Consider the following 15,714-nt stretch of genomic DNA (forward strand, 5'->3'; position numbering starts at 1 on the left):
CCCGAGGACGGAGCCGTCCGATGAGCCCCCGCACCCCCGGCGCCGAACTCCCGGAGCACCCGGACTTCCTCTGGCGCAACCCCGAGCCCAAGCGCTCCTACGACGTGATCGTCGTCGGCGGTGGCGGCCACGGCCTCGCCACCGCCCACTACCTGGCGAAGAACCACGGCATCACCAACGTCGCCGTGCTGGAGAAGGGCTGGCTGGCGGGCGGCAACATGGCCCGCAACACCACGATCATCCGCTCCAACTACCTGTGGGACGAGAGCGCCGGCATCTACGAGCACGCGCTCAAGCTGTGGGAGGGCCTGGCGGAGGAACTGGACTACCCGATCCTCTTCTCCCAGCGCGGTGTGCTGAACCTCGCCCACAGCCTCCAGGACGTCCGCGACAGCGTGCGCCGCGTGGAGGCCAACCGCCTGAACGGCGTGGACGCGGAATGGCTCGACGCGGACGGCGTCAAGGAAGTCTGCCCGATCGTCAACATCTCCCCGGACGTGCGCTATCCGGTCCTAGGCGCCACCTACCAGCCCCGGGCGGGCATCGCCAAGCACGACCACGTGGCCTGGGGCCTGGCCCGCTCGGCGGACGCGGCAGGCATCGACATCATCCAGAACTGCGAGGTCACCGGCCTGGACGTGGTCGGCGGCCGAGTCGTCGGAGTCCAGACGAACCTGGGCCCGATCGCCGCGGGCAAGGTCGCCCTGTGCTCGGCGGGCCACACCTCGGTCCTCGCGGCGATGGCCGGCATTGAACTCCCGGTCCAGAGCCACCCGTTGCAGGCGCTGGTGTCGGAACTGCTGGAACCCGTCCACCCCACGGTGGTCATGTCCAACGCGGTCCACGTCTACGTCAGCCAGGCCCACAAGGGCGAGCTGGTGATGGGCGCGGGCATCGACGCGTACAACTCCTACACGCAGCGCGGCGCGTTCCACATCATCGAGGAACAGATGGCGGCCGCCCTGGAACTCTTCCCGGTCTTCGCCCGCGCCCACGTCCTGCGCACCTGGGGCGGCATCGTCGACGTCAGCCCCGACGCCTCGCCCATCATCGGCCTCAGCCCGGTCGACAACCTCTACCTCAACTGCGGCTGGGGCACGGGCGGTTTCAAGGCCACCCCCGGTGTCGGCTGGGTCTACGCCCACACGATCGCCCACGACACCCCTCACCCCCTGAACGCCCCGTTCTCGCTCGACCGTTTCACCACCGGCGCGCTCGTCGACGAGCACGGCGCGGCCGCGGTGGCCCACTAGGACCACTGGATACTGGGAGCCGATCCATGCTGCTCATCCCCTGCCCGTGGTGCGGGCCCCGCGACGAGGCCGAGTTCCACTACGGCGGCCAGGCCCACGTCCCGTACCCCGAGACCCCGTCGGCCCTCACCGACGAGGAGTGGGCCCGCTACCTGTTCTTCCGCGACAACACCAAGGGCCCCTTCGCCGAACGCTGGAGCCATGCGGCGGGCTGCCGCAAGTGGTTCAACGCGATACGGGACACGTCGACGAACGAGATCCTGACGGTGTACAGGTCGGGCGAGGAACGCCCGGCACCTGTTGAGCCCCGCCCAGTGCACCCAGCCCGTCCGGCGTTTGAGGACGAGGCCCTTTCAGGGCCGACGGGGGTCCAGGGGGCAGAGCCCCCTGGCGGGGTCGAAGGGGCGGAGCCCCTGGGGATGGGAACGGGTAAGGGCGGCGAGGGCGCTGCATCCATCAGCGGCTCCGCCGCGGGCCCATTCCGCCACCCCACCCGCGGCCGAATCCACCGAGACACCCCCCTCACCTTCACCTTCGACGGCACCGAGTACCAGGGCTACAAGGGCGACACCCTCGCCTCCGCCCTCCTCGCCAACGGCGTCATCCAGGCCGGCACCAGCATCAAGCTCGGCCGTCCCCGAGGCATCTTCTCGGCCGGCGTCGAAGAACCCAACGCGGTCATCCAGATCGAGGCCCCGTTCCCCGAGCCGATGCTCCCCGCCACCACCGTCGAGCTCTACGACGGCCTGGTCGCGACCAGCCTCCCCGGCCAGGGCCGCCTCGCCACGGACCCGGACCCCGCCCGCTACGACGCCGTACACGCCCACTGCGACCTCCTGGTCGTCGGCGCCGGCCCGGCCGGCCTCGCGGCAGCCGCCGCGGCAGCGAGGAGCGGCGCCCACGTCATCCTCGCCGACGACCAGCCGGAGCCGGGCGGCAGTCTCCTGGGCACCGGCGAACACCTCGACTGGGTGTCAGAGGTCGCCGAACTCCTCGACGCCGCACCCGAGGTCCGCGTCCTGCGCCGTACCACTGTCTTCGGCTACTACGACGACAACCACCTCCTCGCCGTGGAACGCCGCACCAACCACCTCGGCGCGGCAGCCCCCGACAACGTCTCCCGCGAACGTGTCTGGCGCATCCGCGCCAGCCGCGTCGTCCTCGCCACCGGCGCCCACGAACGCTCACTGGCCTTCGCGGACAACGACCGCCCCGGAGTGATGCTGGCCTCCTCGGCCCGCACCCACGTCAACCGCCACGGCGCCCTCCCCGGCCGCCACGCGGTCGTCCTCACCACCAACGACAGTGCCTACGCGGCCGCGTTGGACCTGAAGTCGGCGGGCGTGGACATCACCGCCGTCGTCGACACCCGACCCGAACCGGGGGAGTGGGCGCAGCGCGCCCGCCAGGCCGGCATCGAGGTGCTGACCGGCCACGCGGTCACCGGCACGGAGGGCGCCCCCCGCCTGACCGCGGTGACCGTCGCCCCGTACGGAGACTCCGTGGGACAGCGCGAGTTCGCCGCCGACCTGCTGCTGGTCTCCGGTGGCTGGAACCCGGTGGCGCACCTGTACAGCCAGGCAGGCGGAAAGCTCCGCTACGACGAGACGCTCGGCTCCTTCGTGCCCGACGCCTGCCGACAGGCGGTCGAGGTCGTGGGCAGCGCGAACGGCGTCCTGGCCACGGCCGAGGTCCTGGCCCACGGCAGCGCCGCCGGTGCTCGCGCGATCGAGTCCGAGGGCTACACGCCGCAGGCACCCCGCCTCCCGGCCGTGGCAACGCAGCCGCGACCGACGCCCCCGATGCACGTGTACGTCGTCCCCGGCACCTCCGGCCCCCACCGCTTCGTGGACCTCCAACGCGACGTCACCGTCGACGACCTGGCCCGGGCGGCCGGCGCCGGTATGCGCTCGGTCGAGCACACCAAGCGCTACACCACCGCCGGCACCGCCAACGACCAGGGCAAGACGTCCGGCATCCTGGCCGGCGGCGTGGTCTCCGAACTGCTCGGCGTGGACATCTCGGCACTCGGCACGACCACGTTCCGGCCGCCGTACACACCGGTCTCCTTCGCGGCGCTGGCCGGCCGCGACCGCGGCGTCCTGAGCGACCCGGTCCGCACGACCGCCATCCACGAGTGGCATGTCGACCACGGCGCCCTGTTCGAGAACGTCGGCCAGTGGAAGCGCCCTTGGTACTACCCGCACAACGGCGAGGACATGGAGACCGCCGTGCTGCGCGAGTGCGCCGCCACCCGCGAGAGCGTCGGCTTCATGGACGCCTCCACCCTCGGCAAGATCGACGTCCAGGGCCCGGACGCCGGTGTCTTCCTCGACCTGCTCTACACCAACATGATGAGCACCCTGAAGGTCGGCATGATCCGCTACGGCGTCATGTGCCGCCCGGACGGCATGGTGTTCGACGACGGCACCGTCATCCGCCTCGCCGAGGACCGCTTCCTGGCCACCACCACGACCGGCAACGCCGCCGCCGTACTGGACTGGATGGAGGAGTGGCTGCAGACCGAGTGGCCCGAACTGAAGGTCCACTGCACGTCCGTGACCGAACAATGGGCCACCGTCGCCCTGGTCGGCCCCCGTTCCCGCGACGTTCTCGGCTCGCTCGCACCCGAACTCGCTGTCGGCAACGACGACTTCCCGTTCATGGCCTGGCGCGACACGACCGTCGCGGGCATCGACGCCAGGGTCTGTCGGATCAGCTTCTCCGGCGAACTGGCCTACGAGATCAACGTGTCACCGTGGCAGGCCCGCGCCTTGTGGGAGGCCCTGTACGAGGCCGGCGCGCCGTACGGCATCACCCCGTACGGCACCGAGACCATGCACGTCCTGCGGGCCGAGAAGGGCTACCCCATCATCGGCCAGGACACCGACGGCACGGTCACCCCCCAGGACCTCGGCATGAGTTGGGCCGTGTCGAAGAAGAAGCCCGACTTCATCGGCAAGCGCTCCTTCGCCCGCGCCGACACAGGCCGCGCCGACCGCAAGCACCTGGTCGGCCTCCTTCCCGAGGACCCCGGCACCTTCCTCCCCGAAGGCACCCACCTGGTCGCCGACAGCGTCCTTCCGGCGCCGCCCGTCCCGATGCTCGGCCACGTCACCTCCAGCTACCGCAGCGCGGCGCTGGGCCGGACCTTCGCGCTCGCCCTGGTCAAGGGCGGCCGCGAGCGCATCGGTGAGCGGCTCTACGCCCCCGTGGGCGACCGGCTGGTCCCGGTGACCGTCGCAAGCCCCGTCCTCTACGACCCCGAGGGAGCCCGCCGCGATGGCTGACACCGCACTGACCGCCCCACCCCGCAGCCCCCTGTCGCAGGTCGCGGGCCGACTGGCCGCCGCCACCCGCACCTCCGGGGGCGCGGTCCGGCTGGCCGAACTCCCCTTCCTGGCCCAGCTCAATGTGCGCCTCGACGCCAAGGGGACGGCGGCGGAAGCCGTCGGGCTCGCGCTGGACCTGCAACTGCCCCTGCAGCCCAACACTGTTGTCCGCACGGGGGAGTTGACCGTGCTGTGGCTCGGCCCGGACGAATGGCTGCTGGTCGGCCCGCCCGGAACCGAGCGGGAGCTGGAGAGCCGGATCCGCACGGCCGCGGGAGACGAACCCGTCTCCGTCACCGACGTCTCCGCACAGCGGACCACGCTGCTCGTGGCGGGCCCCCGCGCCCACGATCTGCTGGCGCACGGCTGCGCACTGGACCTGCATCCGCGGAGCTTCGGCTCCGGACGCTGCGCCCAGACCACACTGGGCCGTACGCAGGTCATCGTGGTCGCCCGGGCCGATTCCCGGGCCGGTTTCTGGGTCCTGGTGCGTTCGTCCTTCGCCGGCTACCTGACCGACTGGCTGCTGGACGCGGCGACGGAGTACGTCTGAGCGAACGCCGGCCCCCAGCCCGCCGGCCGAGGCGGAACTGGGGTCAGCCCAGGTAGCCCATCCGGTGGCTGATCTCGTGCGCGCCCTGGAGGAGCGCGGGTACGAGCTCGTGGATGCGCTCCTCGGTGAAGCGGTAGGCGGGGCCGGAGGCGCTGAGGGCGGCGATGACCTCGCCGTCATGGGTCCGGATCGGGGCCGCCACGGCGTGCAGTCCGATCTCGAGTTCCTCCAGGGTCACGGCGTAGCCGCGCTCCCGGGCCTCCGCGAGGTCCTTCTCCAGCGTCGCCTCGGTGGTCAGGGTGCGCGGCGTCAGCTTCTGCAGCCCGGACTCCGCGAGCACGTCGGCGCGCTCCTTCGCCGGCAGGTGGGCCAGCAGGATCTTGCCGCTCGACGTGGCGTGCACCGGGGTGAGCTGCCCGACCCAGTTGTGGGTGCCGACGGCGCCCGGACCGCGTACCTGGTACAGGTTGACCGCGTAATGCTCCTGCAGGACCGCGATGTTGACGGTCTCGCCGATCTGTTCGCTGAGCCGCTCGCACACCTGCCGACCCTGCTGCGTGACGTCGAGACGGCCCGTGACGGCGCCGGCCAGCCGCACGATGCCGAAACCGAGGCGGTACTTGCCGCGCTCGGCCGTCTGCTCGACCAGACCGCGCGCCTCCAATGCCCCGAGCAGGCGGAAGGCGGTCGACTTGTGGACGTCGATCTCCGCGGCGACCTCGCTGACGCCCGCCTCGCCGCGCTGGGCGAGGATCTCCAGGACGCTGACGGCCCGGTCGACGGACTGTATTCCGCTCACCGCGGGCCCGGCTGTCTCGCCGTCTGCCGTGTGGTTGCTCATGGCGCAACTATAATCACGGGTTGCCTCTGTCGGACCGGTGTCGTGGAATTCGACGGTGTGCCCGATGTCGGCCGGTCAGCGGGCTGTTGAGCTCTGCGGGCCCGGTGCTGTCCGTCGCCCGTCAGCGCAGGACGACCGTGCAGTGGCCGTTGATCAGCACACGGTTCTCGCTGTGCCACTTCACCGCGCGGGAGAGCGCCTGGGCCTCGACATCGCGGCCGATGGCGACCAGTTCGTCGGGGGTGCGCGAGTGGTCCACGCGGACGACGTCCTGCTCGATGATCGGGCCCTCGTCGAGGTCGGGCGTGACGTAGTGCGCCGTCGCCCCGACGAGCTTCACGCCACGCTGGTGCGCCTGGACGTACGGGCGGGCCCCCTTGAAGCTCGGCAGGAACGAGTGATGGATGTTGATGGCCCGTCCGTCGAGCTGCTTGCACAGGTCGTCGGAGAGGATCTGCATGTAGCGGGCGAGGACCACGAGGTCGACGTCCAGTTCGTCGACGAGACCCAGCAGCCGCGCCTCGGCCTCGGTCTTGGTCTCCTTCGTCACCGGGATGTGGTGGAAGGGGATGCCGTAGGTGCGCGCGAGCGGCTCGAACTCGCGGTGGTTGGAGACGATCGCCGGGATCTCGATGTTGAGCGCGCCCGTGGATCTGCGGAAGAGCAGGTCGTTGAGGCAGTGGCCGAACTTCGACACCATGATCAGGGTTCGCGTCGGTGTGGAGGCGTCCTGCAGCCGCCAGCTGATCCCGTACGCCTGGCCGACCGGACCGAACCCCGTGCGCAGCTGCTCCAGCGAGACCGCGGGATCCGAGACGTCGAAGTGCACCCGCATGAAGAAGCGGTTCTGTAGCCGGTCGTCGAACTGCTGGCTCTCCAGGATGTTGCCGGAGTGACTCATGAGAAACGTGGTCACGGCGTGGACGAGGCCGGCCTGGTCGGGACAGGACAGGGTGAGGACGAACTCGCGGCCGGGCTGCGGTCGAGGGGACATGCCATCCTCCGTTGTCTAGCTGCGTATTACGCAACAAGTAGAGCTATGCGCAACATGCTCCAACGTGGGCGCCGCGTCGGTCAAGGGGTGGCGTGTGGAGAGAAGGTCCGATCCGCCGACCTCTTGACAGTGGGTGTCGGCGGCGGGACAGTTTGGACGTTCGTTTCTTATGGCGAATGTAGTTGCGTTATATGCAACTTAGAAGTGGCTCGGCCTCGCCTCGGCCGCCCCTCAATGAGGAGACCGCAGTGACACATGAGGTACGTGCCGTCGTCGCCCGGCAGAAGGGTGCCCCGGCCTCGGTGGAGACCATCCTCGTGCCGGAGCCCGGACCGGGTGAGGCGCTGGTGCGGGTGCAGGCCTGCGGCGTCTGCCACACCGACCTGCACTACCGGGAGGGCGGTATCACCGACGAGTTCCCGTTCCTGCTCGGCCACGAGGCCGCGGGCATCGTCGAGGCGGTCGGCGACGGCGTCACCGACGTCGTGGCCGGCGACTTCGTCGTCCTCAACTGGCGTGCGGTCTGCGGCACATGCCGGGCCTGTGGCCGGGGGAGGCCGTGGCACTGCTTCAGCACCCACAACGCCACCCAGCCGATGACGCTCGCCGACGGCACCCCGCTGTGCCCGGCCCTGGGCATCGGGGCCTTCGCCGAGAAGACCCTGGTCGCCACAGGTCAGTGCACCAAGGTGGACGCGACCGCCTCGCCCGCCGCCGCGGGGCTGCTCGGCTGCGGAGTGATGGCCGGATTCGGCGCGGCGGTCAACACCGGAGGAGTCGGCCGCGGTGACTCCATCGCGGTGATCGGCTGCGGTGGTGTGGGCATGGCCGCCATCGCGGGCGCCAAGGTGGCCGGTGCCGGCCGCATCATCGCCGTCGACGTGGACGAGCGGAAGCTGAAGTGGGCCGAGCAGTTCGGCGCCACCGACACCGTTGACTCCTCCAGGACCGACGCCGTCGAGGCGATCCGCAGCCTCGCCGGCGGCTTCGGCGCGGACGTCGTCGTGGACGCGGTGGGCCGCCCCGAGACCTTCAAGCAGGCCTTCTACGCCCGCGACCTGGCCGGCACCGCCGTCCTGGTGGGCGTCCCCGCCCCGGAACTGACCCTCGACCTGCCCCTGCTGGACGTCTTCGGCCGCGGCGGAGCACTGAAGTCCTCCTGGTACGGCGACTGCCTGCCCTCCCGTGACGTCCCCGCCCTGATCGACCTCTACCTCCAAGGCCGCTTCGACCTGGGCGACTTCGTCGCCGAGACCATCGCGCTGGACGAGGTGGAAGCCGCGTTCGCCGAGATGCACCACGGGGAGGTCCTGCGCTCGGTGGTCGTCCTGTGACCGTGGGGACCCAGACCCCCCACCCCATCGCCCTCTGCGCCCCCCGACGTGTGCGCGTCCGACACTTCCCGAGGTGACTTTCGTTGACCACCACCAGCCTGCCCCCGAGCCTGATCGCCACCCTGTCAGGGGAGCACTACACCGACCCCGGGATCTTCGCCCTGGAACAGCAGCGGATCTTCGAGGCCATGTGGTTCTGCGTGGCCCGAGCCTCGGAGCTGGCCAAGCCCGGGAGCTTCCGCACCTACCAGGTCGGACGGGAGAGCGTGCTGATCACCCGCTCCCGGGACAGCTCGATCAAGGCCTTCCTGAACGTCTGCCGGCATCGCGGCGCCAAGCTGTGCACGGAGGAGTCCGGCGAGGTCAAGCGAGCCTTCCAATGTCCGTACCACGCCTGGACCTACGGGCTCGACGGCAAGCTCATCGCCGCACCGAACCTGACCTCGATGCCGGACATCGACCGGACCGAGTACGGCCTGGCCAGCATCCACGTCCGGGAATGGCTCGGATATGTGTGGGTGTGCCTGGCCGAAACCCCGCCGTCCTTCGAGGAGGACATCGTGGGCGCGGTCGTCGAGCGACTGGGCGACGTGGAGTCGATCGACCGCTACGACATCGACAACCTCCAGCTGGGCCGCCGTATCACCTACGACGTGAAGGCCAACTGGAAGCTCATCATCGAGAACTTCATGGAGTGCTACCACTGCGCGACCATCCACCCCGAACTCACCGAGGTGCTCCCCGAGTTCGCGGACGGCTACGCCGCCCAGTACTACGTCGGCCACGGTGCGGAGTTCGGTGAGGACGTCGAGGGCTTCACCGTGGACGGCTCCGAGGGCCTGGACCGCATCCCCGGCGTGGCCGACGACCAGGACCGGCGCTACTACGCGATCACCGTCAGGCCGCAGGTGTTCATCAACCTCGTCCCCGACCACGTGATCTTCCACCGGATGTACCCGGTGTCGGTCGACCGCACGATCGTCGAGTGCGACTGGCTCTACCTCCCGCACGTCGTCGAGAGCGGCAAGGACACGGCGCGGTCGGTGGAGTTGTTCCACCGCGTGAACCAGCAGGACTTCGACGCCTGCGAACGCACCCAGCCGGGCATGAGCTCACGGGTCTACGCCAAGGGCGGCGTCCTGGTCCCCAGCGAGCACCACATCGGCGAGTTCCACACCTGGGTACAGGACCGGATCGACGCGCCGCCCGCCGACTGAACCCTTCGGGCCCGCGTTGCGAAGTGCGCAACGGTGCGCGCAATCAGAAATTGATGAACGACTCCTCCCTTGACAACGCCCGTGCCGCACAGAAACCATGTTGCGCATAACGAGTGTCGTTGTGCTATATGAGACAACTCTCCGTCTGGAGCCCGCATGAGGAGCATCACCGTCGTCGGAGCGTCACTGGCAGGTCTGAGCACGGTCCGTGCGCTGCGCGCAGAGGGCTACGACGGTGAGATCGTCGTCGTGGGGGAGGAGCGCCACACTCCCTACGACCGCCCGCCGCTGTCGAAGGACTTCCTCAAGGGGGATCTCGACGTCGAGGCGCTCGCGCTCGGTGACGCTGATGAGTACGAGGCGTTGGACGTGCAGTGGCTGCTCGGCGAGCGCGCGGTGCGGCTGGACCCGGTGGCCAGGACCGTCACCCTGGCCGGGGGACGGCACGTCCGCACCGGCGGGGTCGTCGTCGCGACCGGCGCCAGTGCACGGATGCTCCCCGGCACGGACGGGACGGCCGGTGTCCACACCCTGCGCACCCTGGACGACGCCCAGGCCCTGCGCGCCGAACTACTGGACGGCCGGCCCCGGCTCGTCGTGATCGGCGCCGGTTTCATCGGCGCCGAGGTGGCCTCCACCGCCCGCGGACTGGGGCTCGACGTCACCGTCGTGGAGGCACTCGACGTACCCCTGGAACGCCAACTGGGGCGGGAGATGGGGCTGGTGTGCTCCTCGCTCCACACCGATCACGGGGTCCGCCTGCTGAGGGGAACCGGAGTGGCGGGACTCGTCGGCGAGAACCGGGTGACCGGCGTACGGCTGGCGGACGGGCGAGTGCTGCCCGCCGACATCGTCGTGGTGGGCGTGGGTGTCAGGCCCGCCACCGACTGGCTCGCCGGATCCGGCGTGCGGGTGGACGACGGTGTGGTGTGCGACGCCGGCTGTGCGACCGGTGTCCCGGGCGTGGTCGCCGTGGGCGATGTCGCCCGCTGCCCCAGCCCGTTCACCGGGCGCCACGCCCGAATCGAGCACTGGAGCAACGCCACCGAGCAGGCGAGGACCGCCGCTCGGACACTGCTCCGCGGAGAGTCGGCCCCGGCGCCGCTCACCGCGCCGTACTTCTGGTCCGACCAGTACCAGGTGCGCATCCAGCTCGCCGGACACGTCGCCCCCGGAGCCGAGCCCGAAATCGTCGAAGGCGACGTCGACAGCCGATCCTTCACCGCCGTCTACCGGCGCGGGGGCACCCCCGTCGCGGTGCTCTCCCTCAACCAGCCCAAGTTCTTCAACCGGCTCCGCCGCACCCTCGTCCCCGCCGCCGCGGTCGCGCTCTGAGTCGACGCCTGCGCCGCTCACTGCGCCCACACCCAAGGAGACCGTCGATGACCCTCTTCAACCAGTCCCTGCACGAGGTGGACCCGGATGTCGCCGCCGCGGTCGACGCCGAGCTGGACCGTCAGCAGTCCACCCTGGAGATGATCGCCTCCGAGAACTTCGCGCCGGTCGCGGTCATGGAGGCCCAGGGCTCGGTCCTGACCAACAAGTACGCCGAGGGCTACCCGGGCCGCCGCTACTACGGCGGCTGCGAGCACGTCGACGTCGCCGAGCAGATCGCCATCGACCGGGTCAAGGCCCTGTTCGGCGCCGAATACGCCAACGTCCAGCCGCACTCGGGCGCCTCCGCCAACCAGGCAGCGCTGTTCGCGCTGGCCTCCCCCGGCGACACCATCCTGGGCCTGGACCTGGCCCACGGCGGCCACCTCACCCACGGCATGCGGCTGAACTTCTCCGGCAAGCAGTTCAACGTGGTCGCCTACCACGTGGACGACGCCGGCCTGGTCGACATGGCCGAGGTCGAACGCCTCGCCAAGGAACACCGCCCCAAGGTGATCATCGCCGGCTGGTCCGCCTACCCGCGCCGGCTGGACTTCGCCGAGTTCCGCCGGATCGCCGACGAGGTCGAGGCGTACCTGTGGGTGGACATGGCGCACTTCGCCGGCCTGGTCGCCGCCGGACTGCACCCCAACCCGGTCGAGCACGCCGACGTCGTCACCTCCACCACGCACAAGACCCTCGGCGGTCCGCGCGGCGGGATCATCCTGGCGAAGAAGGCCTTCGCGAAGAAGCTCAACTCGTCCGTCTTCCCGGGCTTCCAGGGCGGTCCGCTGGAGCATGTGATCGCGGCCAAGGCGGTCTCCTTCAAGGTTGCCGCCTCGCAGGAGTTCAAGGAGCGCCAGGCGCGTACGGTGGAAGGCGCGCGGATCCTCGCGGAGCGGCTGACGGCCGCGGACGCCCGTGAGGCCGGCGTGAACGTGCTGTCCGGCGGCACCGACGTCCACCTGATCCTGGTCGACCTGCGCGAGTCCGAGCTGGACGGCCAGCAGGCCGAGGACCGTCTCCACGAGGTCGGCATCACCGTCAACCGCAACGCCGTCCCCAACGACCCGCGCCCCCCGATGGTGACCTCGGGCCTGCGGATCGGCACCCCGGCGCTGGCCACCCGCGGCTTCACCGCCCAGGACTTCACCGAGGTCGCGGACGTCATCGCCTCCGCACTGAAGGCGCCCTCTCCCTTCCAGGGAGCCGACGTCGAAAGCCTGAAGGCCCGGGTCAAGGCCCTCGCCGACAAGCACCCGCTGTACCCCGGCCTGTAATCGACGACCTCCCGCAGGGGCACGCCCCTCGCCCTTCAACCCATGGAGTACAGCGTGGCAATCAGCGTCTTCGACCTGTTCTCCATAGGCATCGGCCCGTCGAGCTCGCACACCGTCGGGCCGATGCGCGCCGCCGCGATGTTCGCCGCCCGGCTGAAGACGGACGGTGTGCTCGCCCCGACCGTCGCGGTACGGGCGGAGCTGTTCGGTTCCCTCGGTGCCACCGGCCATGGCCACGGCACCCCCAAGGCGGTGCTGCTGGGCCTGGAGGGCAACGAGCCGCACACGGTCGACGTCGCCCAGGCCGACCTGGACGTCGAGCGGATCCGCGGCAGCGGGCGCATCCGACTGCTCGGTGCCGAGATCGGCCCGGCCCACGAGATCGCCTTCGACGCCTCGACCCAGCTGGTCCTGCACCGTCGGCGCTCGCTGCCGTACCACGCCAACGGCATGACCCTCTTCGCGTACGACGCCGACGGGGTCCCGCTGCTGGAGAAGACGTACTACTCGGTGGGCGGTGGCTTCGTGGTCGACGAGGACGCCGTCGGGGCGGACCGGATCAAGGTCGACGACACCGCGCAGGCTCACCCGTTCCGCACGGGTGACGAACTGCTGCGGCTGACCAGGGAGACGGGGCTGTCGATCTCCGCGCTGATGCTGGAGAACGAGAAGGCCTGGCGCACCGAGGAGGAGATCCGCGCGGGCCTGCTGGCGATCTGGCGGGTGATGGAAGGGTGCGTGTCGCGCGGGATGTCCTGCGAAGGCATCCTCCCCGGTGGTCTGAGGGTGCGTCGCCGGGCTGCTGCGGCGGCTCGTCAACTGCGCAGTGAGGGCGATCCGTTGGCGCGCGCGATGGAGTGGATCACGCTCTACGCGATGGCGGTGAACGAGGAGAACGCGGCGGGCGGCCGGGTCGTCACCGCGCCGACGAACGGCGCGGCGGGCATCATCCCCGCCGTTCTGCACTACTACCTCAACTTCGTGCCGGGCGCCGATGAGGACGGCATCGTCCGCTTCATGCTCGCCGCCGGGGCGATCGGCATGCTCTTCAAGGAGAACGCCTCCATCTCCGGCGCCGAGGTCGGCTGTCAGGGCGAGGTCGGCTCCGCCTGCTCGATGGCCGCGGGCGGTCTCGCCGAGGTGCTGGGCGGCTCCCCGGAACAGGTCGAGAACGCCGCCGAGATCGGCATGGAGCACAACCTGGGTCTGACCTGCGACCCTGTCGGCGGCCTCGTCCAGATCCCCTGCATCGAACGCAACGGCATGGCCGCGGTCAAGGCCGTGACCGCCGCGCGGATGGCCCTGCGGGGCGACGGCCGGCACCACGTCTCCCTCGACAAGGTCATCAAGACCATGAAGGAGACCGGCGCCGACATGAAGGTCAAGTACAAGGAGACAGCCCGCGGCGGCCTCGCCGTCAATGTCATCGAGTGCTGAGGCCGGGCCAGGGCACGCGTCACAGTCGTAGGACGATGAGCGCGGTGTCGTCCGTGTTGCCGGTGTGGGGGAGCAGGTCGGTGAGGAGGGCGTCGGCCAGGGCCTCGGGGGCGGCGTGCTGATGGTGGGTGAGGGAGTCGGCGAGGCGGGCCAGCCCGGCGTCGATGTCGTCGGTGCGGCGTTCGACCAGACCGTCGGTGTAGAGGACCAGGGTGGAGCCCTCGGCGAAGGGGGTCTGGGCCTGCGGGCGCGGGGCGGAGCGGGGACGGGCGGCGAGTGGCGGGTCGGTGGCCCGGTCGAGGAAGGACACGGTGCCGTCGGGGTGGAGCAGGGCGGGGGGCGGGTGGCCGGCGCAGCTGTAGGTAATGGTGTGGTCGCCCCAGTCGATGAAGGTCGTCGCCGCTGTGGTCGACTCGGCGCCGTCGACGGAGCGGGCGTACATGTCGAGGGCCTCCAGTGCCTGTGCCGGGCCGTCGGCGACGCGTGTGGCCGCGCTCAGGGCACTGCGCAGTTGTCCCATGGCGCAGGCGGCCGCCAGGCCGTGACCGACGACGTCACCCACCGCCACCGCGAGGCTCTCGCCGGGCAGCTCGACCACGTCGTACCAGTCGCCGCACACGTTCAGGGCGCCGATGGCGGGCCGGTAGCGCACAGCCGCTTTGCGGTGTTCGAGGGGTCTGGGGTCGGGCAGCATGGCCGCCTGCAGGGCCAGGGCGACCTCACGCTCGCGGTCGTGTGCCTGGCGCAGGCGTTCGTTGACCTGCTGAAGTTCCCGCGCGCGGGTGTACAGCTCGGCCTCCAGCACCCGGGACCGCCGGTCGCCGCCCGGGCCGCCGAAGGCGCGGATGAGCTCGGTGACCTCCTCCACCCGGTGCACGATCAGCGTGACCCGCCCGTCGGGGCCGTGGACGGGGGCGTTGACCGGGCTCCAGTAGTGCTCCTCCCAGCGGCCGGGGTGCGCGGGATCCTCGATGTCGTAGCGGAGCAGGGCCATGGTGTCGCGTTCGCCGGTGGCGGCGGTGCGCAGCATCGACTCCCGGGTCTCGCGCATACCGGCCGCGGCCGCGTCGTTCGGGTTCTCGGGGAAGACGTCGAAAATGTAGTGGCCCAGCAGCTGCTCGCGGGTGCGTCCGGCCAGCCGGAGGAAGTCCTCGTTGGCGTCCACGTACACCAGCTCGGGGGTGAGCAGTGCCACCATGCCGGGCAGAGCCCTGAATACCGCCGCATAGTCGATCTGCGGTTCCACCGCCATTTGCTGCCTGCCTCGGCGCCGAGCGTCACTGTGCCATTCCACGATAGGAGTGAACAGGCCACGGGGCTCGGGGAATGGCCTAGCCGGACCGCATGGGCGCTCAGATCGAGGTGTCGTCGCCCCGCGAAGGCACGGGGGCGGGACGAAGGACCATCAGGGAGTCTTCCAGGGCCGCCGCCATGGCAAAGGGGAAGCGGTCGAGCTCGAGACAGAGTGCGACGTCATCGGGGTGGACGCCTTGACGCACGCCCTGCGTCAGTTCGGCTGCCGCGCGGGACTCGGCGGCGCGGCGGAGGAACTCGGCGGCATCCGTTTTCGCCTCGGTGGCCCGCCGGGCGATGTACTGGGCGCACGCCAGATCTTCGTCGGCCTGTCCACCCTCGCCGGTGACGACGAAGGTGACGCTGTCACTCTTCCGTGTCCGCAGGAGCCGAGCCGTTGCCTCCGCCACCACGAAGCCGGCGCACAGCACCAGCGACGCGTCCTTGACCGCGAGGGCGCCGACCGTCCCTGCCGTGGTCTTCTGCACGACGGTCCGTCCGCCGAGGTCCATGGAGCGCAGCATGCCCGGCGAGTTGACGGTGTCGAAGCCGGGCGCGGGCGGACCGTCCTTGAGCGCCACCCAGTCCGGGTGGCGGGCCTTGAGAGCCAGGGCTTCGTCCAGCGACTCAGCCAGAACGATCTTCTCCGCCCCTTGGCCGAAGGCCCAGGCGGCCACGGTGAAGGCACGCATGACGTCGACCACGACCGCCACGGACGGAGTCTCGACCAGCTCGGTGATGCCAAGAAAGTGGGCGTCCATTCGGATCATGATCGAGCACGTCCGACCCGCAGCACCTGGCGAGTG

Annotated in this window: 12 protein-coding genes; 8 read left to right on the forward strand and 4 right to left on the reverse strand. The window is 70.4% G+C overall.

Annotated elements, in window-relative coordinates; translation table 11 throughout:
- Window positions 1–20 precede the first annotated feature (20 nt).
- Genes OHU89_RS44970 through OHU89_RS44980 form a run of 3 tightly spaced genes read left to right on the forward strand, consistent with a single transcriptional unit; the run spans window position 21 to window position 5,138 of the window.
- Window positions 21–1,253 carry a sarcosine oxidase subunit beta family protein gene (locus OHU89_RS44970; RefSeq protein WP_266819105.1) on the forward strand — a complete coding sequence of 411 codons (1,233 nt, stop codon included), beginning with the start codon at window positions 21–23 and terminating at the stop codon, window positions 1,251–1,253.
- A 26-nt stretch (window positions 1,254–1,279) separates the two neighbouring features.
- Window positions 1,280–4,543: a sarcosine oxidase subunit delta family protein gene (locus tag OHU89_RS44975; protein WP_405651511.1), complete on the forward strand. Its 3,264-nt coding sequence runs from the start codon at window positions 1,280–1,282 to the stop codon at window positions 4,541–4,543.
- Complete coding sequence (locus OHU89_RS44980) at window positions 4,536–5,138, forward strand: sarcosine oxidase subunit gamma (RefSeq protein WP_405651514.1); 603 nt, start codon at window positions 4,536–4,538, stop codon at window positions 5,136–5,138. The genes OHU89_RS44975 and OHU89_RS44980 overlap by 8 nt, the downstream gene beginning before the upstream one ends.
- 43 nt (window positions 5,139–5,181) lie before the next feature.
- Here OHU89_RS44980 and OHU89_RS44985 read toward each other — a convergent pair whose 3' ends face one another.
- Together OHU89_RS44985 and purU are read right to left on the reverse strand one after the other, a co-directional pair.
- Window positions 5,182–5,979: an IclR family transcriptional regulator gene (locus OHU89_RS44985; RefSeq protein WP_405651516.1), complete on the reverse strand. Its 798-nt coding sequence runs from the start codon at window positions 5,977–5,979 to the stop codon at window positions 5,182–5,184.
- 121 nt (window positions 5,980–6,100) lie between these two features.
- The gene (gene purU / locus OHU89_RS44990) at window positions 6,101–6,973 is read right to left on the reverse strand and encodes a formyltetrahydrofolate deformylase (protein WP_405651519.1); all 873 of its coding nucleotides are present in this window, start codon (window positions 6,971–6,973) and stop codon (window positions 6,101–6,103) included.
- Window positions 6,974–7,221: 248 nt separating this feature from the next.
- On the opposite strand from purU, the gene OHU89_RS44995 reads away from it, so the two are divergent.
- The 5 genes from OHU89_RS44995 to OHU89_RS45015 all read left to right on the forward strand — a co-directional run bounded on the left by OHU89_RS44995 (window position 7,222) and on the right by OHU89_RS45015 (window position 13,615).
- The gene (locus tag OHU89_RS44995; RefSeq protein WP_405651522.1) at window positions 7,222–8,307 is read left to right on the forward strand and encodes an S-(hydroxymethyl)mycothiol dehydrogenase; all 1,086 of its coding nucleotides are present in this window, start codon (window positions 7,222–7,224) and stop codon (window positions 8,305–8,307) included.
- Window positions 8,308–8,390: 83 nt separating this feature from the next.
- Window positions 8,391–9,524, forward strand: coding sequence for an aromatic ring-hydroxylating dioxygenase subunit alpha (locus tag OHU89_RS45000; RefSeq protein WP_405651524.1), 1,134 nt, complete (start codon window positions 8,391–8,393; stop codon window positions 9,522–9,524).
- Window positions 9,525–9,680: 156 nt separating this feature from the next.
- A complete protein-coding gene (locus OHU89_RS45005) occupies window positions 9,681–10,859 on the forward strand; it encodes an NAD(P)/FAD-dependent oxidoreductase (protein WP_405651527.1) in 1,179 nt (392 codons plus the stop codon).
- 47 nt (window positions 10,860–10,906) lie between these two features.
- The gene (gene glyA / locus OHU89_RS45010; RefSeq protein ID WP_405651530.1) at window positions 10,907–12,178 is read left to right on the forward strand and encodes a serine hydroxymethyltransferase; all 1,272 of its coding nucleotides are present in this window, start codon (window positions 10,907–10,909) and stop codon (window positions 12,176–12,178) included.
- Window positions 12,179–12,232: 54 nt separating this feature from the next.
- A complete protein-coding gene (locus OHU89_RS45015; protein ID WP_405651532.1) occupies window positions 12,233–13,615 on the forward strand; it encodes an L-serine ammonia-lyase in 1,383 nt (460 codons plus the stop codon).
- Between the two features lie 19 nt (window positions 13,616–13,634).
- On the opposite strand, the gene OHU89_RS45020 is transcribed toward OHU89_RS45015, so the two are convergent.
- Window positions 13,635–14,867 carry a PP2C family protein-serine/threonine phosphatase gene (locus OHU89_RS45020; protein ID WP_405651535.1) on the reverse strand — a complete coding sequence of 411 codons (1,233 nt, stop codon included), beginning with the start codon at window positions 14,865–14,867 and terminating at the stop codon, window positions 13,635–13,637.
- Window positions 14,868–14,967: 100 nt separating this feature from the next.
- The gene (locus OHU89_RS45025) at window positions 14,968–15,669 is read right to left on the reverse strand and encodes a 2-phosphosulfolactate phosphatase (RefSeq protein WP_405651537.1); all 702 of its coding nucleotides are present in this window, start codon (window positions 15,667–15,669) and stop codon (window positions 14,968–14,970) included.
- Window positions 15,670–15,714: the final 45 nt, after the last annotated feature.

This window comes from Streptomyces sp. NBC_00019 (genome assembly GCF_045041015.1).
GTDB lineage: Bacteria > Actinomycetota > Actinomycetes > Streptomycetales > Streptomycetaceae > Streptomyces.